A 19,388-nucleotide genomic window follows, 5' to 3' on the forward strand; every position below is an offset into this window, starting at 1 on the left:
GTTTAGCCGATATGCATGCGTTCCTGCGGATCTGCATGCACCCGGGCAGACCCTTCGATTCTCCCCGGTGCCGACGACGCGGCATCCGGCCCACCCTGCATGCTGTGGAGAACCGCCCGCGTCGCAGCCTGGGGAGGATCAGTCGCGCGCCAGCACGAGCAGGTCGCCGACCTGGCATCCGAGTGCGTCGCAGATCGCCCGCAGCGTCGAGAACCGGATGGCGCGCGCCCGGTCGTTCTTGAGCACCGAGAGGTTGACGATGCTCAAGTTCACGAGCTCGGCCAGCCGGGTGAGTGTCATCCCGCGCTCGTCCAGCAGCTCGTCGAGCCGACAGTGGATGCCGGTGAGCTCGACATCCTCACCCATCAGACCAGCCCTTCCGTGTCGCGCTGGAGGCGTTCGCTGTAGCGGAAGGCGATCGCGACGGCCGCGAGCGCAAGGCCGAGGAACAGCGGCCAGAAGTCGATCTGGACGGCCAGTGTCGGAGCGGGAAGGCCGCTGCCGGGCAGCACGGTGAAGACGTAGTCGCTGATCGCCTCGCTCGGGGTGTCGCCGCGCCAGCCGGTCGGCGCAAGCAGTTGATGCGAGGCGATGCTGTTGCCGACCCCGTAGCAGACCTGCCACACAAGGCCGCCGACGGCGATGAGTGCCGCCGTGCGCATGATCCAGCGTGTGAGCAGCGGCCGGAACGGGGACCCCGCGAGCAACCGGTGACAGAGGAGGGCGACCACGCCCGCGATGACCACGATGGTGATCCCCTGGATGAGGGTGCCGGCGGCGAGGAGCAGGCGCGCGTCCATCCCGAGGCCGGCGACCAGGACATCCGTTGTCGCGGTGCCACCACCGACCACGGATGCCGCAGGCGCCGGGTCGAGTGTGATCCACGGGAAGGTGGCCGGCAGGTAGAGCATGGGCAGCGACACTTGCACGCTGTCGCTCACGAGGGTGGTGATCGTGTTGACGACCGTGCCGACGAGGGCGACGCCGGCGTAGAGGAGCGCGAGGAACTGTCCGACCACGAGCACGGCCGGGCGGTGGTCCTGGCCGGCCTGGGCAGAGTTCCTGCGCACGATGACAACCGTCACCACGAGGCCCAGGATGACGACGAGGGCGGCGACGAACCACCAGGAAATGAAAGCCATCAGACGATTCCTTCCGTGCGATGCGACCGTTCGCCGGCCGACAGCGCGAGCGCGGCTGGCGGGATCCTGATCGCGAGGACGTCCGCGACGGCGGTGACCGAAGGGTGGATCGTCACGAGAGTGGTGGTGATCACGGAAGTCTACCTAACGTTTATCGATAACAACGATAAGCGTTAACATAACGACTCTCGATAGGAAGCGCAAGCGGTGATCTCGCTTGCACCGGGTCGGGTCAGGGAGACGGCGTCGTGGAGGGCTCCGGGTCGGGCGGGGTCGACGGTGCTGGCGTGCCGGATGGGGAGGGAGAGTCAGAAGGAGTCGGCTCGGGAGCCGATGGCGACGGCGCCGGTGGAGAACTCGGCTCCTCGGGGGGCGACTCCACGGGTGTCGGCGATGTCGACGGCGTCACGGATGGTGTCGGGCCGTTCGAGGGCATGACCACTGTCGTGGGCACCAGGTGCGGCAGGATGAGCACGAAGGCGATGAGGAGGACGAGTGCGAAGGCGCCGAGGACCCAGGGCAGGACCGCTCGGCGGCGCCGTGGCGGCGCTGCGGAGGCCGTGGGTGGGACGGCATCGCCTTCTGCTCCGGCGATGGGCACGTACGGGAAGAGCGGCTCCGTCGCCGCGGTGGTCGGCACCTCTGTTGCCGGCGCCGGGGCATCCGGCGTCCCGCTGGCCGGCAGGGGTTTCGTCGGCGTCGCGTCGGGGTCGGGATCGTGCGTTTCGTCGTCCATGATCTTCTCGTCGCACAGCGTAGTGACGATCCCTCCATGAACGGCTCGTTCTTCCAGCAGACTCCCAGTTCGTGACGCGGACCGCTAGCGTGAGGGAAGGGGGTACACGTGGGCAGAATTCTCGGTCTCGCAGCGAATCCGGTGCTCACGAAACTCACCGACGAGTTGAATCAGCGCGACGACGTCGCGACACGCGTCGACGAGGCGATGCGCAGTGCGGAGCTTGAACCGTTCACGCGGGAGTTCTCGGTGCAGTCCGGCGATGCCGGCATCCGCCAGACCAGCTTCGAGCGCACGCCCGTCGACTACGCCGCCGAGCTCGCGTATTGGGGTGCGATCGAGTCTGTCGTCGGCACTGGACTCACCATGACCTTGGGCGCCGACCGCTCGGGAGCGTTGCAGCGCATCCTGTCGACCCAGACGGATGCGACGGTCGCGACGCTCGCCGAGCACTACGACGACATCGTGGCGACGGTGCCGCCAGCGGGGGCCGAGACGATGTGGCGGCTGCCGGGGATCTTCGGCTACGCGGACTGGCTCGGCCCGCTGCCTGAGCGCAGCATCCTGAGTTTCATGGCGGACAGGGCGACCGTCACCGACCTGCTCGACGACTCGGTGCAGGAGATGCCACCGGGCTGCCCGCCTTCCAGGTCGCCGTGCAGAGCTATAGTGACGACACTGTTTACGAGGCCAACTTCCACGTGGGCGACTGCGCAGACGTGAACCCGCCGACCGCATCCGATCACGAGCTCGTCGCCGACCTCGCGGATGCCGGCATTCCGCTCCCGGATGGCGCCGCCGGCATCTGCCTCGCCTTCGCCACCCCGTAACGCCCTGCCCCCCCACGCATCCCCACCCATCCATCCGTCCGTCCATCCGTCCATGCGTTGACTCGGGTCATTCTGTGGGTTGGACGCCGTCGCAAGTCGCAGAATGACCCGAGTCAACGAAGGGAGAGGGCGAGGAGGCAGGGGGGAGGGTGAGGGTCGAGGGAGGCGGGCGCGCGGGCGGGCGACGGGGCATCACGCCGATGGCGAACAGGGGCAGTATCCCCGGGGTTCGCTCGTTACTCTCTTTGTAAGGCACCACACCTGCAGGGTGCCCAAGGAGATGTGACATGTTCGAACGCTTTACGGATCGCGCCCGCCGCGTGGTCGTCCTGGCCCAGGAAGAGGCCAAGATGCTCAACCACAACTACATCGGCACGGAGCACATCCTGCTCGGCCTGATCCACGAGGGCGAGGGGGTCGCCGCCAAGGCGCTCGAGTCTCTCGGGATCTCGCTGGATGCCGTGCGCGAGCAGGTGCAGGACATCATCGGCCAGGGCCAGCAGCAGCCCACCGGGCACATCCCGTTCACGCCGCGCGCCAAGAAGGTGCTCGAGCTGAGCCTGCGCGAGGCGCTGCAGCTCGGCCACAACTACATCGGCACCGAGCACATCCTGCTCGGCCTGATCCGCGAGGGCGAGGGCGTCGCCGCCCAGGTGCTCGTCAAGCTCGGCGCGGACCTCAACCGCGTGCGCCAGCAGGTCATCCAGCTGCTCTCCGGCTACCAGGGCAAGGAGCAGGTGCAGGTCGGAGCGAACGAGCAGGCGGGCGCACAGGCCGGCAGCCAGATCCTCGACCAGTTCGGGCGCAACCTCACGCAGGCCGCCCGCGACGGCAAGCTCGACCCGGTCATCGGGCGCGAGAAGGAGATGGAGCGGGTCATGCAGATCCTCTCCCGCCGCTCCAAGAACAACCCCGTCCTCATCGGTGAGCCGGGCGTCGGCAAGACCGCCGTCGTCGAGGGCCTCGCCCAGGCGATCGTGCGCGGCGACGTGCCGGAGACCCTCAAGGACAAGCAGCTCTACACCCTCGACCTGGGCAGCCTCATCGCCGGCAGCCGCTACCGCGGCGACTTCGAGGAGCGCCTCAAGAAGGTGACCAAGGAGATCCGCACGCGCGGCGACATCATCACCTTCATCGACGAGATCCACACGCTCGTCGGCGCAGGTGCCGCCGAGGGCGCGATCGACGCGGCCAGCATCCTGAAGCCGCTGCTCGCCCGCGGCGAGCTGCAGACGATCGGCGCGACCACGCTCGACGAGTACCGCAAGCACTTCGAGAAGGATGCCGCGCTCGAGCGCCGCTTCCAGCCCGTGCAGGTGCACGAGCCGACCCTGCCGCACACCATCAACATCCTCAAGGGGCTGCGCGACCGCTACGAGTCGTTCCACAAGGTGTCGATCACGGATGGCGCCCTCGTCTCGGCCGCGAACCTCGCCGACCGCTACGTGAGCGACCGTTTCCTCCCGGACAAGGCCATCGATCTGATCGACGAGGCCGGCGCACGCCTTCGCCTGTCGATCCTGTCGGCGCCGCCCGAGCTGCGCGAGTTCGACGACAAGATCGCCGAAGTGCGTGGCCGCAAGGAGGCCGCGATCGAGGAGCAGGACTTCGAGAAGGCCGCGAGCCTGCGCGACGACGAGAAGAAGCTGCTCGGTGAGCGGCTGCGTCTCGAGAAGCAGTGGAAGAACGGCGAGGCCGGCTCGACCGGTGTCGTCGATGAAGGCGTCATCGCCGAAGTCCTCGCCGCAGCCACCGGCATCCCGGTGTTCAAACTCACCGAGGAGGAGACCGCGCGTCTCGTCTTCATGGAGAAGGCGCTGCACGAGCGCGTCATCGGTCAGGAAGAGGCCGTCGCCGTGCTCGCGAAGACCATCCGCCGCACGCGCGCCGGACTCAAGGACCCGAAGCGGCCGTCCGGTTCGTTCATCTTCGCCGGACCGACGGGCGTGGGAAAGACCGAGCTCGCCAAGGCGCTCGCTGAGTTCCTGTTCGACGACGAGAACGCACTCATCTCGCTCGACATGAGCGAGTACGGCGAGAAGCACACCGTCTCGCGGCTGTTCGGCGCCCCTCCCGGGTTCGTCGGATTCGAAGAGGGCGGCCAGCTCACCGAGAAGGTGCGTCGCAAGCCCTTCAGCGTCGTGCTCTTCGACGAGATCGAGAAGGCTCACCCCGACATCTTCAACTCGCTCCTCCAGATCCTGGAGGAGGGCCGGTTGACGGATGGCCAGGGCCGCGTCGTCGACTTCAAGAACACCGTCATCATCATGACCACGAACCTCGGGACGAAGGACATCACCGGCGGCCCGGTCGGCTTCCAGGTCGAGGGCGACACCGCGACGAGCTATGACCGCATGCGCGGCAAGGTCGTCGAGGAGCTCAAGAAGCACTTCAAGCCCGAGTTCCTGAACCGCGTCGACGAGACGATCGTGTTCCCGCAGCTCAGCAAGCCGGAGCTCCTGCAGATCGTGGACCTGTTCACGAAGCGCCTGGCCGAGCGGATGCTGGACCGCGACCTGACCGTGGACCTCACGGTGTCCGCGAAGGAACGCCTCATCGATGTCGGGTTCGACCCGGCGCTCGGTGCCCGGCCGCTGCGCCGTGCCATGCAGCGCGAGGTCGAGGACCGGCTGAGCGAGCGCATCCTGCAGGGCGAACTCGTCGCGGGCGACCACATCCACGTCGACTTCGTCGAGGGGGAGTTCGTGTTCACGACGAGTCGGCAACTCGGCCGCGAGAAGCTCGACGAGCTCGAGGCGGCGGAGGTCGGCAGCAAGTAGTCCGCCGCCGCGGGTGACGCGGCGGAGCGCATCCGGTGTTGCCGCGTGCTGTGGGATGTCGCGTGGCGGACCACCTCGCGCGGGCGGGGCCGCACGCGCGATCGGCTCTAGGATCGACCCATGACCTTCCCGGTGCGCCCCGCCCGCACGAGCGACGTGTGGTTCATCCGCGAGCTCGTCGAGCCGCTCGTGCAGCGACGCATTCTGCTCGGCAAGGAGACCGTCGTGTTCTTCGAGGCCATCCAGGAGTTCCGGGTCGCCGAAGACGGCGAAGGGAACCCGATCGGATGCGGCGCGCTGCACGTCATGTGGGAGGACCTCGCCGAGGTGCGCACGCTCGCCGTGTCACCGGAGTGGCTGCATCGCGGGGTCGGCCGCGCGCTCATCGAGCAGCTGGAAGCGGACGCCCGCGCCCTCGGTCTCACCCGACTGTTCTGCCTCACGTTCGAGGTGGAGTTCTTCGAGCGGCACGGATTCGAGCACATGAGCGAGGACTCGATCGACCCGGCCGTCTACTCCGAGCTCGTGCGGTCTCCCGATGAGGGTGTCGCCGAGTTCCTCGATCTCGCGCGAGTGAAACCCAACACTCTGGGCAACTCCCGCATGATCAAACACCTCAACTGACGGCACGCCGACCGAGGGCGGCGGTTCCACGGGAGCGCCGTCTACCCTTGTGTCATGTCGACGTTCCGAAACCCCGTCGGCCCCCAGCCGAGCAGCGTGTACTGGCGGCGGCGCATCGTGGTCGGCCTCGCCGTGCTCGCCGTCATCGTCATCGTTCTGCTCATCTTCTTCCAGCCGAAGGGTTCGACACCGCCCGCGGATGTGAAGCAGACGACGCCTCCGCCCGTCGCCACCTCCAATCCGAGCGATGCCTGCGCACCGGGCGTCGTGGACGTGCTCGCGGCGACGGACAAGTCGACCTACGCATCGGGTGAGAACCCCAGAATCACGCTCACCCTCACGAACAAGGGTGCTGTGCCGTGCACGATCAATGCCGGAACCACGCAGCAGGAGTACAAGATCACGAGCGGCAGTGAACTGTACTGGGATTCGAAGGACTGCCAGAAGGACGCGGTCGACGCTCCCGTCATCCTCTTGCCGAACGAACCGAAGTCAACCGATCCCATCACCTGGGACCGCACGCGATCCTCGACGACGTGTGACTCGACCCGCAAGCAGGTGCCGTCTGGCGGCGCGAGCTACCACCTCAACATCACCGTCGGCGACCTGAAGTCGAACGACGTGCAGTTCATCCTGAACTAGAACGGCGCAGCATCCTCGGCAGCCGGCGCGCTCCGTGACCTCTTCGGCACGTATCGGGCCACCGCATCGGCCAGCTGGCCGGCCCCGGCATCCAGCACCGTATCGAATCCGAGTCGTTTCGCCTCAGCGATACGCTGCTTCCCGTTCGACGCGGGCCGGATCTCGCCGGCCAGGCTGATCTCACCGACCGCGGCGAGCGTCGGCGGCAGCGGCAGGTCGCGTTGTGCGCTCGCGAGGGCGAGGGCGATCGCGAAGTCGGCGCCGGGTTCGATGATCCGGATGCCGCCCACCGTCGACACGTACACGTCGAGCTTGCCGAACGGGAGGCCCGCGCGCCGCTCGAGAACCGCGAGAAGCATCGCGACGCGCGACGCGTCCACTCCGCTGACGACACGGCGCAGCTGCGGTCCGGATGCCGGAACGACCAGAGCCTGCACCTCGACCGGCAGCGGCCGGCGGCCCTCGACCGCGACGGTCACGCACGTTCCGCTCACCGTCTGGCGACTGCGACTGAGGAACAGACCGCTCGGGTCGGTGACCTCGGCGATGCCGTCCCCGGTCATCTCGAAACAGCCCACCTCGTCGGTCGGGCCGAAGCGATTCTTCTGCGCCCGGATGAACCGAAGCGCGGTCTGGCGGTCGCCCTCGAAGTGGCAGACGACATCCACGAGGTGTTCGAGCAGGCGGGGGCCGGCGATCGAGCCGTCCTTCGTGACATGCCCGACGAGAAGCACGGGAAGGTTGCGGTCCTTCGAGACCCGGATGAGCGTCGCCGCCACCTCCCGCACCTGGGAGGGGCCGCCTGCGAGTCCCTCGCTCAGCGAACTCGAGACGGTCTGCACAGAGTCGACGATGAGCAGTTGCGGTTCGATCTGGTCGATCTGGCCGAGCACGGTCGCGAGGTCGGTTTCTGCGGCGAGGTAGAGGTTGTCCTCGAGCGCGCCCGTGCGCTGGGCGCGCAGTCGCACCTGGCTGGCCGACTCCTCGGCCGTGATGTAGAGCACGCGCTGGCCGGTCCTGGCTGCGCGGCTCGCCACCTCGAGCAGCAGCGTCGACTTGCCGACCCCTGGCTCGCCGCTCAGCAGGATCGTCGCCCCAGGCACGATGCCACCGCCGAGCACGCGGTCGAACTCGCGGATCCCGCTCGGCCAGTGGGCGACATCCGCTGCCCCGATCTCGGTGATCGGACGCGCGGCCCGCTCGTCGGCGACTCGCACCGGCTTCATCGAGCGGATGATGCCGGTCGCCTCCGCGGTGTCGACGACCGTGCCCCAGGCCTGGCATTCGCCGCACCGGCCGACCCACTTGACCGACGTCCAGCCGCACTCTGTGCAGCGGAAGTCGGTCGTGGGGCGGGCCATGATGCCAGACTACGGCCGGCCGGTGTCACTGGCGCGACCCGGCGTCTTTGGACTCTCTCGCGGCAATCCGGTTGACTGGCGCCATGAAGATCGTCGAAGTCACCGTGGACGTCCGCAGCGCGGAGGATGCCGCAGCGTTCTACGGCACCGTGCTGGGGCTGCCGGTTTCGAGGGAGCCCGGCGCCGCTGTCGTAAAGGCCGGACGAACCCGCCTCGTGTTCCGCGACAACGCCGAGGCGCAGGGTTGCCATCACTTCGCGTTCACGATTCCGGCGAACTCCCTCACCGCGGCGAAGCACTGGGTGGCCGACCGCGCCGACATCCTGGCGAAGGGCGACGACGACGAGTTCGAGTACGGCGCCGGCTGGAACGCCCGCTCGTTCTACTTCGCAGGGCCGGAGGGCTCCGTGCTGGAGTTCATCATCCGGCGCGACCTGTGCAACGACTCGGATGGCGACTTCACCGCCGCCGACATCGAGTGCGTGAGCGAGGTCGGCGTTGCGGTCCCGCATGTCCTCGCCACCGTCGACCTGCTGGCCGGCGCCGGCATCGAACCGTACGGTCTCACGCCGCGCGACCGATTCGCGCCCGTCGGCACGATCGACGGGCTCATCATCCTCGTGACGCCGGACCGGCCGTGGTTCCCTGCCGACGACCTGCTGTCGAAGCAGTCGCGCATCCTCATCGACGCGACCGACGCGCACCCCGGTGTGTATCCGCTCGGTGAAGCGGCAGTCCTCACCGTGGGGAACGACTGACAACCGCCGCGACGATGCGCGGCTCAGGCCCCCGCCGCCTCGTCGGCGAGGAACTCGAGGGTGCTGAGCGCGGTGAGGTCGTCGGTGATGATGAGTGAACTCATTCCCGTGCGGGCGAGGCCGACGAGCGCTTTCACCTTCGTCTCCCCGCACAGGAGCGCGATCGATGTCTTCACGCGTTCGAGCTGTTCGAGGCTCACCGTGATGAGCCGCTCCGTCCACTCGTGCTGGACGATCTTGCCGTCGATGTCGTAGAGGTGCCCCAGGATGTTCCCGACGACACCGAGCTCGTTGAACTCCTTCGCGATCTTCGCGTCGTCGCTGCCCGTCCACGCGTAGGTGGAGGTCTGCAGCATCCCCGGGGCGCCGATTCCGTATACGGCCGCGTCGAGGTGGTCCCAGCGTTCGGTGGTGGCGCGCACGGTGTCGTTGAGCAGGATGGTCCTCCGCGATTCGACGGTGTCGCACAGGGCGGGGGCGTGAAGCGGGTAGCTCGTCGCCTGGAACCGCTCCGCCATTCCGCGCACGAGCGTATTGGCGTCCAGGTGCGGGTATGCGGCGTTCCAGCCTCCCATGAGCGGCAGGAGGCCGAGCCTCGGTCGTGGATCCTTCCCCAGGGATGCCAGCATTCCGTTGATCGTGTGGCCGGCCGACAACCCGACGATCCCGTCGTACGGCAGCCGTTCGAGGACCGTCGGCGCGGCTGCCGCGCCGCTGATCCGGCTCCGCTTGATCGAGTCGACGCGATGGCCGGGCGTGATGGCGAAGGGCGTATCGAGTTGCTCGCTCAGCCGCGCGGAGATGTCGTCGAAGTCGGAGTCATCCGCCGCCACGCTGATCGTGACGACCTTGCGTTCGCGCGCCAGCCGGTTCATCCGGGAGATCGTGGCGGGGGAGAGGGAGGTGATCTCGCTGATCTCCTTCAGGTTGAGTTCCCGGACGTAGTAGAGGTGCGCGACCAGGCGCAGCATCGAGTCCTCCTGCGTGCTCGCTTTGCGGCCCACGTTGAGGTCTCCTCTCTTTTCCCGCGCTGGTGTTGCCACTTTAGCCTCGGTTGGTGCCGACATTCCGCGTCGCCTTGACAACGATCTTCGACCACTGATAGACAAGCGTGAACTGAATGATTTTTAGTGAAAACTATTTCATATAGTAGCGCGAGACACGAGTGGGAGCAATGAAGATTCTTGTCGCGGGACACGGAGCACTTCCGGAAGCGTTGGTGAGCAGTGCCAGGATGATCGGCGGTGAACTCCCGGGTGTCGCGTCGATCGGCCTGTTTCCCGGCGATACGCCGCAGGATCTTCGCGACCGGATGCTGCAGCTCCTCGCCGACTTCCCCGCAGACCTGATTCTCACCGACCTCGCCGGCGGCACACCGGACAACGTGGCAAGCCTCGTCGCCAAGGGCGGCCAGGTGGCAAGCATCCGCCTCATCGTTGCGGGTGCGTCCCTGCCGCTCCTTCTGGAGTTCGCACTCTCCGGAACCGGAATCGAAGAACTGGATTCCGACGACGTCATTTCCGAAACGGGCGCCATCGTCCGATTCCGTGCGCCGGTCGACTGACCGGGCCGCACGCATACACCGCACCGAGTGCAAGGAGGCACGAAGTACATGACACTATCTCTCGTCAGGGTCGATGACCGGCTGATTCACGGCCAGGTCATCGCCGTCTGGTTGCGGGCTCTCGGCGCGGACGTCATCGTCGTCGCCGACGATGAAACCGCCGAAGACGAGTTCCTCAAAGACGTGTTGATCCTCGCCGCACCCTCCGGGGTCGAGGTCGAGGTCTACACCGTGGATGAAGCAGCGCCCCGCATCACGGAGCTCGCTGCCTCGTCACAACGCACCTTCGTGCTGGTCCGGAGCCCCATCTCGGTCCTGCGCATGGTGGAGCAGGGAGTACCCATCCCGCTGCTGAACATCGGCGGTATGGGTGCTGCGTCAAACCGTTCCAAGTTGTATCGCAACATCTCAGCCAGCACATCCGAAATCGACGCGATGCACGCTCTGGAACGGCTGGGAACCAAGGTGGAGATCCGCATCGTGGCGGATGACAGCGCGGTTTCCTTCTCATCAGTTGCCCCCCCGGCAACCAACTCGAATGGAGTCTGAACATGGTCAAGAATCCGAAGGGAGAGCGTCGGCTGTCACGCGGCGCGAAGATATCACTGGTGATATCGACCCTTGTCGTCATCATCGGGATCCCTACGGCGGTCCAGGCGATGACGTTTACCGAGACCGAGCCGTCATCGACGGTCACGATCTCACTGTTCCAGTCGATCCTCATCGGGCTCGGCTACTACCTCTCACAGTCGCCCTGGATCGCAGGCCTCAGCTTCTACACGCTGAACCGCCCGCTCGTCGCGGGACTCCTCGTGGGTATGATCCTCGGCGACCCGGGACAGGGCGCACTCATCGGTGCGGCCATCAACCTCATCTACCTCGGCTTCATCTCGGCCGGCGGTGCCATTCCGGGTGACCCGGGACTGGCCGGATGGGTGGGTACGACGATCGCGATCGCGGGCAACCTGAACTACGGTGCGGCCCTCGCCATCGCGGTTCCGATCGGACTCCTCGGAACCGTCGTGTGGAACGCCAGGATGACGGTCGACTCGGCCTTCATGCACATGGCGGACCGGGCGGCGGACAAGGCGGACATCGGCGGAGTCATTCGCGCGAACATCCTCTACCCGCAGGCGTGGCTGTTCCTCATCACCTTCGTGCCCGTGACGATCGCGGTCTTCATCGGCGCGAGCTTCATCGGTGATGTGATCAACGGATTCCCGGTGTGGCTGCTGGGCGGTCTCGCGATCGCCGGAGGCATCCTGCCCGCGATCGGCATCGCCATGAACATGAAGTTCATCTTCCTGGGCTCGGCGATTCCTTACTTCTTCGTGGGCTACCTCGTCATGGTCGTCCTCGGTAACGAGGTGTCGATCATGGTGCTCGCCGTCATCGGTGTCGCGCTCGCCTTCCTCCACGTGGTCTTCCTCGGTGACCGCGTGAGCAATGCCAGCAAACCCAAGTCCGAAAAGCTTCGCTCGGACAAGTCAGCAGAATCGGAGGCAGCACGATGAGCTCCACGGAAACCGCAACCAGCGGTGCGACCGCCGCAGGCGGCGAAAAGAGGATCACCCGTAAGGATCTGCTGATGTCGTGGCTGATCTGGACGTTCTTCTCACACTCCAACTACAACTACGAGCGGCTTCAGGCGTCGGCATTCGCCCACGCGATGACGCCGATCATCAAGCGGTTGTACGGCGGGGACAAGGAGCAGACGAGGGAAGCGCTCCAGCGCCACCTCGTGTTCTTCAACACCTCACCGGACTTCGGTGCGGTCATCCACGGCATCACGATCGCCATGGAGGAGCAGAAGGCCAACGGCGAGGAGATCTCCGACAACGCCATCACGTCGACCAAGACGGGCCTCATGGGCCCGATGGCCGGCATCGGTGACACGATCGGCCAGGGCATCGTCGTTCCGCTGCTCATCGCACTCGGGATCAGCATCACCGGTCTCGGAGCCCAGGCTCAGCAGAGCGGGGACCTGACCGGTATCACCGGCAACCCGCTCGGCCCGATCCTGTACTTCATCCTCGTGGCGGTGTTCAGCATCGGCGTGACGTATGTCATGTACACGCAGGGCTACAAGCAGGGTCGATCGTTCGTCACCTCGGTGCTCAAATCGGGGTTGATGGACAAGGTGATCCTGGGAGCGAGCGTTCTCGGAAACATCGTCCTCGGTGGCCTGACGGCACAGTTCGTCAAGGTGTACGTGGGATGGACGGTCAAGGCCGGCGAGACGTCGGTGCGCATCCAGCAGGACGTCCTCGACAAGATCCTGCCGGGGCTCCTCCCGCTGGCTCTCGTCGTGCTCACCTGGTGGCTGCTCAAGCGCGGATGGCACCCGATCAAGCTCCTCGTGATCTACGTCATCGTGTGCGTGCTCGGCGCGATCCCGTTCATGGGCCCGCAGCCGCAGTTCATCACCGACGCCTGTGGCTCGTCGATCCTGCAGCCGTACGGTCCGTGCGCGGATCCGGTGCCACCGGCTGAAGGGGAGTAAGGGATAACAATGTCGGATCAGCGACTCGCGACGGGGTGGGTGAGAACCCGCTCTGCAGCAAGCATCGGGGCTCTGCTCGCCTTGCTTGCGGCCGCGTCCTACGCGACGGTCAACGCACTTCTGCGTTCCGTTGCGGCGGATGTCGACCCCTTCGCGGGTTCGCTGATCCGGCAGATCCCCCTCCTGGTGATCGCCATGGCGGCGCTCATCATCCTGCGACCCGCCGCGCTCCGACCGCGGTCGGTCGACTTCATCGGGCCGAAGATGGTCATTGTCCTGATGGTCGCCGGGGTCGTGAGCTTCCTCGTCGGAAACGTGTTCCTCTTCTCGGGTCTCAACTGGGTGGGACTTGCGGTCGCCACGGCGGCGAGCCAGGGGGGCATCGTCCTCGGCGGCACGCTCGTCTCCGCTCTCGTACTGCGCGAGCCTCCCACCCGCTGGCAGCTCGTCGGCGTCATCGTCGTCGCGGTCGGCCTCGCGGTTGTCGCATCGCCCGGCTTCGGCAACGTGCAGGCCGGCCTCCTCGCCGTCATCGGATTCCTTCTGAGTCTTGCGGCGGGCGTCTGTTACACGATCAGCAATGCCGCCAGTCGCACGGTGCAGCGTCGCCCCCGCACCTTCATCACGGCGCTCGCGATGACGAACCTGGGCGGGATCATCGCTCTCACGATCGCCGTCGCCGTCCGCAGCGGTGGCCGCTTCGATCTCGTCTACAGTGCGCTCACCACTTCGCAGATCCTCGTACTCATCCTCGCCGGTGCCGTGAACGCTGTCGCCCTCGCGTCCATCACCCTTGCGGTCCGGTTCACGACCGTGACCGCGGTGAGCGCGCTGAGCAGCCTCGTCATCGTCTTCGGGATCATCATCGCGTGGCTCGTGTTCCACGAGAACATCGCCGTCGCCGTCATCGTCGGCGCGGCCATCATCATCGTCGGTGTCGTCATCGCCCAGGTTCGGCCGCGCGCAGCGGCGGCAGTTGACGCACCCGACCTCGACTTTCCCCTCGAAATCAATCACAGCGCAGACGCGATTCAAGTAATGGAAGAAGGCAGGAAATGACAACCACCGTGGACACCGAGGTGAAGACCACCTTTGTTGCCGGCGCGATCACTGGCGTGGGAAAGGTCGAACTCGTCGACATCCCCACGCCGACACCTGACTTCGGTGAAGCGCTCATCCGGATCGAAGCGACGGCCATCTGCACGTGGGAGCAGCGCACCTACAGCGGCGCGCAGTCCAACAAGTTCCCGTTCATCGGCGGCCATGAGGTCGCCGGGACGATCGTCTCCTTCGGCCCCGGATACCGCGGAACGCTCGCGATCGGCGACCGGGTCGCCCTCGGCGGGTCCGCGTGCGGCAGCTGCCACTGGTGCTACACCGGCAAGGATCGCGTGTGCGAGATGCACTACGACGGAGCGGTGGAATACGACGCCGGATGGGGCCCGGGCGGCTTCGCCGAGCTGAAGCTCCACCCGGCGGACGGCCTGTTCCCGATCGGCGACGTGCCGGCGGAGATCGGATGCCTCGCTGAGCCGCTCTCCTGCGCGCTGCACGCCGCGCGGCTGTCCGGTGCGGAGGTCGGGCAGGATGTCGTCATCCTGGGAGCCGGCGTCATGGGGCTCATGAACCTCATCGCCATGAAGAAGCGCGGCGCGCGCGTCATCGTCTCCGAGGTCGACGCCGCGCGGCTCGCGAAGGCCAAGGCCATGGGAGCGGACATCACGATCGACGCCTCGAAGCAGGACCCGGTCGCGGTCGTCAAGGAGCTCACCGACGGCCGAGGGGCGGACATCGTCCTCGCCGCCATCGGACACAGAGTCGCGAACGAGCAGGGCATGCAGATGATCGCGCAACGCGGGACGTTCGTCGTGTTCGCGTCCGCGCATCCGGAGACCCCGATCGAGGTCGGGCCCAACTCGCTGCACAACAACGAGCAGCGCGTCATCGGCGTCGTCTCGAGCGAGAAGCAGGACTTCTACCTCGCGGCGAAGCTCATCCGCCAGGGGCAGGTCGACCTGACTCCGCTCCTTCAGAACCGCTACCCGCTCTCGAACCTGAGCGGCGCGCTCGATGAGGCGATCCTGCCGGGCACCTACCGCATCGTCGTCGAGAGCTGACCACAGCCTCCCGACGCATCGACCAACAGTTCAGCAATCACAGCACAGAAAGAAACAGGAGAAACACAATGAAGCGCAGAATGAGACAGATCTTCGGGTCGGACGGACGCATGCTGATGGTCGCCATGGACCACACGGCCTTCCTTCAGGATCCGGTGGACGGCCTCGTGAACTACGGCAAGACGATCAGCGACTCCGTCGCGGCGGGTGCCGATGCGTTCCTCTCCCCGATCGGCTCCGCACAGCGGTATGACGAAGAGTTCGGCCGGTCCTCCGTCGTCGTGAGCGTCGACACCCGCGCCCCGTTCGGTGCGGAGGCCGTCGCCCGCGCGCTGGCGATCGGTGCCGACGGCATCAAGGCCATGGTCTACCCGTTCGCGAACGAGGACTGGGTCAACCAGTCCGCGGCGCTGGCCGCCCAGGCATCCGCCGTCGGCCTGCCCTACCTCGCCGAGCCGGTGCCGGGCGGATTCTCCGCGGCCGACATGCGCACGCCGGAGATCATCGCCGCCGGCGCACGTGTCGCGGCGGAGACGGGCGCAGACATGATCAAGACGTTCTACACGGGCGACGCGAAGTCGATGCGCAAGGTCGTCGACTACGCCGGTGTGCCGGTCATCATTCTCGGCGGCCACGCGAAGGACACGCTCGAGGAGTTCTACGGCCCGATCTGGGACGCCATCAACCACGCGGGGGTCGTCGGTGTCGCGGTGGGCACGAACATCTGGTCGTCCAAAAACCCGGGCGGTGTGGTCCGCGGGCTCAATGCGATCCTGCACGAGGGCGCGACCGTCGAGCAGGCTGTATCGGCGGCGAAGTAATGACGGACACGACTACTGATCCGCGGTGGGCGCTGTTCGACCAGACGCTGCCCATGCTCATCGGGGGCGAACTCATCACCGACGGTGAGACGTCGGACATCGTCTCGTCGCGCACGCGCGCCGTCGTGGGTCGCTTCGCGGTTCCGGATGAGGCGACGGTGGATCGCGCCGTCGCCTCGGCGAAGAAGGCTGCCCCGGGCTGGGCGGGCCTCACGGGCCTCGAGCGCGGCAAGTACCTGCTGAAGATCGCCGACATCATGGAGAAGCACGCGAAGGACTTCGAGTTCCTCGACGCGATCGACATCGGCAAGCCGGTCATGGGTGTTCGCTACAGCGACATGCCCGTGTCGCTGTCGGCGCTCGCCTACTTCGCCGGTCGCGCACAGGATCTCGGCGGGCGCAGCGTCGAGGTCGGCGATCCGATGGTCAGCCATCGTGCTCGCCTGGAGCCCTACGGGGTCGTCCTCGAGGTGTTGCCATGGAACGGTCCGCTGTGGACCGGTGTGCAGCGGATGGCCGCCATCCTCGCGGCAGGAAACGTCGCGATCATGAAGCCGTCCGAGCTCGCCTCGGCGTCGTTCACGTATCTGGCTTCGCTCGTCGCCGACGTGCTCCCACCCGGGGTGCTGACGGTGATCAACGGACGCGGCTCGAAGGTCGGCGCCCAGCTGGTGAAGCATCCGGATGTCGCCATGGTGTCGCTCACCGGCGGCATCGAGACCGGCGTGCGGGTCCTGAAGGACACCGCGGACCAGGTCAAGCGCGTCTCGCTCGAGCTCGGGGGCAAGAACCCGAACATCGTGCTCGACGATGCCGACCTGGACACCGCCGTCATGTGGAGTGCCATGGGTGCGTTCTCGAGCTCGGGCCAGATCTGCGTCTGCGGATCCCGCATCCTCGTGCAGCGCGGAATCTACGACGAGTTCAGCGCGCGGCTCGTGGCCGATGCGAAGTCCCGACGGGTGGGCGACCCCCTGCTCGAGGACACCGCGATGGGTCCCGTCGTCGGCGAGGACCACTACAACAAGGTGTGGGGATACATCGACAATGCGATCGCGAGCGGCGAGGGCGAGCTTCTCGCCGGCGGCGAGCGGTACACCGATGGCCCGCTCAGCGAGGGCTGGTTCGTCCCACCGACCGTGTTCGGGAACGTCGACTCGAGCTGCACGATCGCCAGGGAGGAGATCTTCGGCCCGGTGGTCACGCTGACGCCGGTCGACGACCTCGACGAGGCGCTCGCGATCGCCAACGACACCAGGTACGGCCTGGCATCCGGGATCTTCACCACCAGTGTGGATCACGCGGAGAAGGCGGCTCGCGAACTGCAGGCCGGTCAGGTGTATGTCAACCAGTGGTTCGCGCCCGGAGGCCTGCAGGCCCCGTCGCAGGGCTACAAGACCAGTGGAATTGGCGGGGTGGGTATCGAGAAGTATCTTCAGACGAAGAACATCTTCACCCGTTCAAGTGCGCCATCCAGCAACTAGTACCTCGGGGAGCAGTGAACATCAGTATGGAAACCAGTGAGGGCGTGGACGTGATCAGCGCAGAGGTCATCGTGGGATCGAAGTCGGGTCTCCACGCGAGGCCCGCCGCCATGGTCGTCGCACTCGCCGGCACCCTCGACCCGCCCGTGACGTTGCGGAAGCCGGATGGCTTGGCCGTCAACGCGCGGAGCATCGTCAAGGTGTTGTCCCAGAACTTCTGCTACGGCGATCTGGTCGTGGTGGAGGCGACCGGTGACGGCGCTGAGGATTCGGTCCGAGAGATGGCGGAACTGGTGGCGAGGGAGCTGGAAGAAGACGATGCCATTGTCGACGCCATCGAGGCATCCGATTAAGGCTGGTCGATCACTGTGAATTACCGGGGACTGGGCGTAGGGCTCGGGATCGTCGTCGGCCCGGTGCGACGGATGTTCACCGTCGTACCGGAGCCGGCGGACGAGGTCTCGGCGCTCTCCCTCAAGGATGAGCGGGTTCGAGCCAGGGAGGCCCTCGAAACGGTCGCCGTCGAACTGGAGTCTCGCGCGCGGCAGGCCGGTGGCGACGCCGCCGATGTGCTGGCCGCACAGGCGATGATGGCCCGTGACCCCGATGTCTGGGACGACATCGAGGCGCTCCTCGTTCAGCGGAAGACCGCGGAATGGGCCGTGTCCCAGGCCTTCAGCGCCTTCGTGGGGATGCTGAAGTCGCTCGGAGGGACCCAGGCGGAACGCGCGGCAGACCTGGTCGATGTCTCGCGGCGGACGGTCGCCATCATCATGGACGTCCCCTACGGCGAGATTCCGGAGTGCGACGAGCCGTACGTGCTGGTCGCGGAGGATCTCGCTCCGGCCGACACCGCGATGCTCGACCTGAGTTGTGTTCTCGCGCTCGTGACGTCCGGTGGCAGCCCGACGGCCCACACAGCGATTCTCGCGCGGGCGAAGGGTCTCGTCGCGGTCGTCTCCGCCGCCGGGGTCCTCGACATCCCCGATGGGGAGATCGTGGTCGTGGATGCCGCGGAGGGCACGATCGAGTGCGCCCCGGACGCCGACCGCATCGCCGAGGTTCGCGAACGGATGAGCCATGAAGACGACGAAGGCGACCTGAGCGACGGGCAGCTCTCCGACGGCACAGCGATCCCGCTGCTCGCGAACGTCGGCTCGCTCGGCAACGTGCAGAACGCGCTCGCGAAGGGAGCGGAAGGCGTCGGCCTGCTCCGCACCGAGTTCCTGTTCTTCGAGGAGGATGTCGCGCCGAGCGTCGAGGAGCAGACCGCACGTTACCGCGAGATCCTCGTGGCGCTCGACGGCAGGAAGGCCGTGGCGCGCACCCTGGACGCCGGGGCGGACAAGCCGCTCGCATTCCTCCCTCTCGGCAAGGAGGACAACCCTGCGCTCGGGGTACGGGGCATCCGGACCGTGCACAAGCACGAGCAGTTGCTGCGGGATCAGCTCGAGTCGCTGTCCGCGGCCGGGAGCGCAGTGCCCTCAGACCTGTGGGTCATGGCGCCCATGGTGGCCGACGCGACCGAAGCGGAATGGTTCGCCTCGATGGCCAGGGAGGCCGGCATCCGCACGGTCGGGGTCATGATCGAGGTTCCGTCGTGCGCTGTCGTCGCAGACCAGGTCTTCGACGCCGTCGACTTCGTGAGTATCGGAACGAACGACCTCACGCAGTACGCGCTCGCCGCAGATCGCCAGAACGGTGAGGTCGCCGCCTACCAGGATGCCTGGCATCCCGCGGTGCTGAGGCTCATCCGGATGGTGGGTGACGCGGCGACCGCCTCGAAGAAGCCGCTGAGCGTGTGCGGCGAGGCGGCATCCGACCCGCTGTTGGCGGTCATCCTCGTCGGACTCGGGGTCACCAGCCTGTCGATGGTGCCGAACGCACTCAGGGAGGTGCGGTCGACCCTCGCGAAATACAGCCTCGAGGAGGCCAGGGTGCTCGCCGCGATCGCACTCGACGCGCGCAGCGCCGCCGACGCGCGGAGCCGGGTGCGTGACGCGCTTCCCCGGTCGCCCCGCTGATC

Annotated in this window: 21 protein-coding genes; 15 read left to right on the forward strand and 6 right to left on the reverse strand. The window is 66.7% G+C overall.

What is annotated here, in order from left to right:
- Positions 1–138: 138 nt before the first annotated feature.
- The 4 genes from BKA04_RS07915 to BKA04_RS07925 form a co-directional block, all read right to left on the reverse strand.
- Entirely contained in the window at positions 139–366 is a 228-nt protein-coding gene (locus tag BKA04_RS07915) for a helix-turn-helix domain-containing protein (protein ID WP_104095933.1), read from the reverse strand.
- Complete coding sequence (locus tag BKA04_RS07920) at positions 366–1,142, reverse strand: hypothetical protein (protein WP_104095934.1); 777 nt, start codon at positions 1,140–1,142, stop codon at positions 366–368. Before BKA04_RS07920 ends, BKA04_RS07915 begins: the two co-directional genes overlap by 1 nt.
- Positions 1,142–1,276, reverse strand: a complete 135-nt coding sequence (locus BKA04_RS12165) for a hypothetical protein (RefSeq protein ID WP_267898940.1) — start codon at positions 1,274–1,276, stop codon at positions 1,142–1,144. The genes BKA04_RS07920 and BKA04_RS12165 overlap by 1 nt, the downstream gene beginning before the upstream one ends.
- A 98-nt stretch (positions 1,277–1,374) precedes the next feature.
- Complete coding sequence (locus tag BKA04_RS07925; RefSeq protein ID WP_134542266.1) at positions 1,375–1,878, reverse strand: hypothetical protein; 504 nt, start codon at positions 1,876–1,878, stop codon at positions 1,375–1,377.
- Between the two features lie 108 nt (positions 1,879–1,986).
- On the opposite strand from BKA04_RS07925, the gene BKA04_RS07930 reads away from it, so the two are divergent.
- The 4 genes from BKA04_RS07930 (at position 1,987) to BKA04_RS07945 (ending at position 6,754) form a co-directional block, all read left to right on the forward strand.
- Entirely contained in the window at positions 1,987–2,601 is a 615-nt protein-coding gene (locus BKA04_RS07930; protein WP_134542267.1) for a hypothetical protein, read from the forward strand.
- A gap of 394 nt (positions 2,602–2,995) precedes the next feature.
- A complete protein-coding gene (locus BKA04_RS07935; RefSeq protein WP_104095937.1) occupies positions 2,996–5,488 on the forward strand; it encodes an ATP-dependent Clp protease ATP-binding subunit in 2,493 nt (830 codons plus the stop codon).
- A 120-nt stretch (positions 5,489–5,608) separates the two neighbouring features.
- Entirely contained in the window at positions 5,609–6,112 is a 504-nt protein-coding gene (locus BKA04_RS07940) for an amino-acid N-acetyltransferase (RefSeq protein WP_104095938.1), read from the forward strand.
- A gap of 54 nt (positions 6,113–6,166) precedes the next feature.
- The gene (locus tag BKA04_RS07945; RefSeq protein ID WP_104095939.1) at positions 6,167–6,754 is read left to right on the forward strand and encodes a hypothetical protein; all 588 of its coding nucleotides are present in this window, start codon (positions 6,167–6,169) and stop codon (positions 6,752–6,754) included.
- Here BKA04_RS07945 and radA read toward each other — a convergent pair.
- A complete protein-coding gene (radA, locus tag BKA04_RS07950) occupies positions 6,751–8,115 on the reverse strand; it encodes a DNA repair protein RadA (protein WP_104095940.1) in 1,365 nt (454 codons plus the stop codon). The two genes, BKA04_RS07945 and radA, sit on opposite strands and share 4 nt — an antisense overlap.
- Positions 8,116–8,198: 83 nt before the next feature.
- Here radA and BKA04_RS07955 point away from each other — a divergent pair, with 83 nt between their 5' ends.
- A complete protein-coding gene (locus BKA04_RS07955) occupies positions 8,199–8,873 on the forward strand; it encodes a VOC family protein (RefSeq protein WP_104095941.1) in 675 nt (224 codons plus the stop codon).
- Between the two features lie 23 nt (positions 8,874–8,896).
- On the opposite strand, the gene BKA04_RS07960 is transcribed toward BKA04_RS07955, so the two are convergent.
- Positions 8,897–9,877 carry a sugar-binding transcriptional regulator gene (locus BKA04_RS07960; protein WP_167309699.1) on the reverse strand — a complete coding sequence of 327 codons (981 nt, stop codon included), beginning with the start codon at positions 9,875–9,877 and terminating at the stop codon, positions 8,897–8,899.
- Between the two features lie 170 nt (positions 9,878–10,047).
- Here BKA04_RS07960 and BKA04_RS07965 point away from each other — a divergent pair, with 170 nt between their 5' ends.
- The 10 genes from BKA04_RS07965 to ptsP all read left to right on the forward strand — a co-directional run bounded on the left by BKA04_RS07965 (position 10,048) and on the right by ptsP (position 19,386).
- On the forward strand, positions 10,048–10,437 hold the full coding sequence (locus BKA04_RS07965) for a PTS sugar transporter subunit IIA (protein WP_104095943.1): 390 nt from the start codon (positions 10,048–10,050) through the stop codon (positions 10,435–10,437).
- A gap of 48 nt (positions 10,438–10,485) precedes the next feature.
- Entirely contained in the window at positions 10,486–10,986 is a 501-nt protein-coding gene (locus BKA04_RS07970; RefSeq protein WP_104095944.1) for a PTS sugar transporter subunit IIB, read from the forward strand.
- 2 nt (positions 10,987–10,988) lie between these two features.
- On the forward strand, positions 10,989–11,951 hold the full coding sequence (locus BKA04_RS07975; RefSeq protein ID WP_104095945.1) for a PTS mannose/fructose/sorbose/N-acetylgalactosamine transporter subunit IIC: 963 nt from the start codon (positions 10,989–10,991) through the stop codon (positions 11,949–11,951).
- On the forward strand, positions 11,948–12,940 hold the full coding sequence (locus BKA04_RS07980) for a PTS system mannose/fructose/sorbose family transporter subunit IID (RefSeq protein ID WP_104095946.1): 993 nt from the start codon (positions 11,948–11,950) through the stop codon (positions 12,938–12,940). Before BKA04_RS07975 ends, BKA04_RS07980 begins: the two co-directional genes overlap by 4 nt.
- A 9-nt stretch (positions 12,941–12,949) precedes the next feature.
- The gene (locus BKA04_RS07985; protein WP_104095947.1) at positions 12,950–13,999 is read left to right on the forward strand and encodes a DMT family transporter; all 1,050 of its coding nucleotides are present in this window, start codon (positions 12,950–12,952) and stop codon (positions 13,997–13,999) included.
- Positions 13,996–15,057, forward strand: coding sequence for a zinc-dependent alcohol dehydrogenase (locus tag BKA04_RS07990; RefSeq protein ID WP_104095948.1), 1,062 nt, complete (start codon positions 13,996–13,998; stop codon positions 15,055–15,057). The genes BKA04_RS07985 and BKA04_RS07990 overlap by 4 nt, the downstream gene beginning before the upstream one ends.
- Positions 15,058–15,125: 68 nt before the next feature.
- Positions 15,126–15,878: a class I fructose-bisphosphate aldolase gene (locus BKA04_RS07995; protein WP_104095949.1), complete on the forward strand. Its 753-nt coding sequence runs from the start codon at positions 15,126–15,128 to the stop codon at positions 15,876–15,878.
- Positions 15,878–17,362 (forward strand): aldehyde dehydrogenase family protein, encoded by a 1,485-nt coding sequence (locus BKA04_RS08000; RefSeq protein WP_104095950.1) that lies wholly within the window; start codon positions 15,878–15,880, stop codon positions 17,360–17,362. The genes BKA04_RS07995 and BKA04_RS08000 overlap by 1 nt, the downstream gene beginning before the upstream one ends.
- A 44-nt stretch (positions 17,363–17,406) precedes the next feature.
- Complete coding sequence (locus tag BKA04_RS08005; protein WP_167309701.1) at positions 17,407–17,715, forward strand: HPr family phosphocarrier protein; 309 nt, start codon at positions 17,407–17,409, stop codon at positions 17,713–17,715.
- 15 nt (positions 17,716–17,730) lie between these two features.
- Positions 17,731–19,386, forward strand: coding sequence for a phosphoenolpyruvate--protein phosphotransferase (gene ptsP, locus BKA04_RS08010; RefSeq protein WP_104095952.1), 1,656 nt, complete (start codon positions 17,731–17,733; stop codon positions 19,384–19,386).
- The last annotated feature ends 2 nt before the right edge of the window (positions 19,387–19,388 follow it).

The organism is Terrimesophilobacter mesophilus, from assembly GCF_014200375.1.
Classification (GTDB): Bacteria; Actinomycetota; Actinomycetes; order Actinomycetales; family Microbacteriaceae; genus Terrimesophilobacter; species Terrimesophilobacter mesophilus.

What these genes read in the sequence shown, in the direction of transcription:
- BKA04_RS07915 (WP_104095933.1), bottom strand. Translation starts at nt 366, where the DNA reads ATGGGTGAGGATGTCGAGCTCACCGGCATCCACTGTCGGCTCGACGAG.
- BKA04_RS07920 (WP_104095934.1), bottom strand. Translation starts at nt 1,142, where the DNA reads ATGGCTTTCATTTCCTGGTGGTTCGTCGCCGCCCTCGTCGTCATCCTG.
- BKA04_RS07925 (WP_134542266.1), bottom strand. Translation starts at nt 1,878, where the DNA reads ATGGACGACGAAACGCACGATCCCGACCCCGACGCGACGCCGACGAAA.
- BKA04_RS07935 (WP_104095937.1), top strand. Translation starts at nt 2,996, where the DNA reads ATGTTCGAACGCTTTACGGATCGCGCCCGCCGCGTGGTCGTCCTGGCC.
- BKA04_RS07940 (WP_104095938.1), top strand. Translation starts at nt 5,609, where the DNA reads ATGACCTTCCCGGTGCGCCCCGCCCGCACGAGCGACGTGTGGTTCATC.
- BKA04_RS07945 (WP_104095939.1), top strand. Translation starts at nt 6,167, where the DNA reads ATGTCGACGTTCCGAAACCCCGTCGGCCCCCAGCCGAGCAGCGTGTAC.
- radA (WP_104095940.1), bottom strand. Translation starts at nt 8,115, where the DNA reads ATGGCCCGCCCCACGACCGACTTCCGCTGCACAGAGTGCGGCTGGACG.
- BKA04_RS07955 (WP_104095941.1), top strand. Translation starts at nt 8,199, where the DNA reads ATGAAGATCGTCGAAGTCACCGTGGACGTCCGCAGCGCGGAGGATGCC.
- BKA04_RS07965 (WP_104095943.1), top strand. Translation starts at nt 10,048, where the DNA reads ATGAAGATTCTTGTCGCGGGACACGGAGCACTTCCGGAAGCGTTGGTG.
- BKA04_RS07970 (WP_104095944.1), top strand. Translation starts at nt 10,486, where the DNA reads ATGACACTATCTCTCGTCAGGGTCGATGACCGGCTGATTCACGGCCAG.
- BKA04_RS07975 (WP_104095945.1), top strand. Translation starts at nt 10,989, where the DNA reads ATGGTCAAGAATCCGAAGGGAGAGCGTCGGCTGTCACGCGGCGCGAAG.
- BKA04_RS07980 (WP_104095946.1), top strand. Translation starts at nt 11,948, where the DNA reads ATGAGCTCCACGGAAACCGCAACCAGCGGTGCGACCGCCGCAGGCGGC.
- BKA04_RS07985 (WP_104095947.1), top strand. Translation starts at nt 12,950, where the DNA reads ATGTCGGATCAGCGACTCGCGACGGGGTGGGTGAGAACCCGCTCTGCA.
- BKA04_RS07990 (WP_104095948.1), top strand. Translation starts at nt 13,996, where the DNA reads ATGACAACCACCGTGGACACCGAGGTGAAGACCACCTTTGTTGCCGGC.
- BKA04_RS07995 (WP_104095949.1), top strand. Translation starts at nt 15,126, where the DNA reads ATGAAGCGCAGAATGAGACAGATCTTCGGGTCGGACGGACGCATGCTG.
- BKA04_RS08000 (WP_104095950.1), top strand. Translation starts at nt 15,878, where the DNA reads ATGACGGACACGACTACTGATCCGCGGTGGGCGCTGTTCGACCAGACG.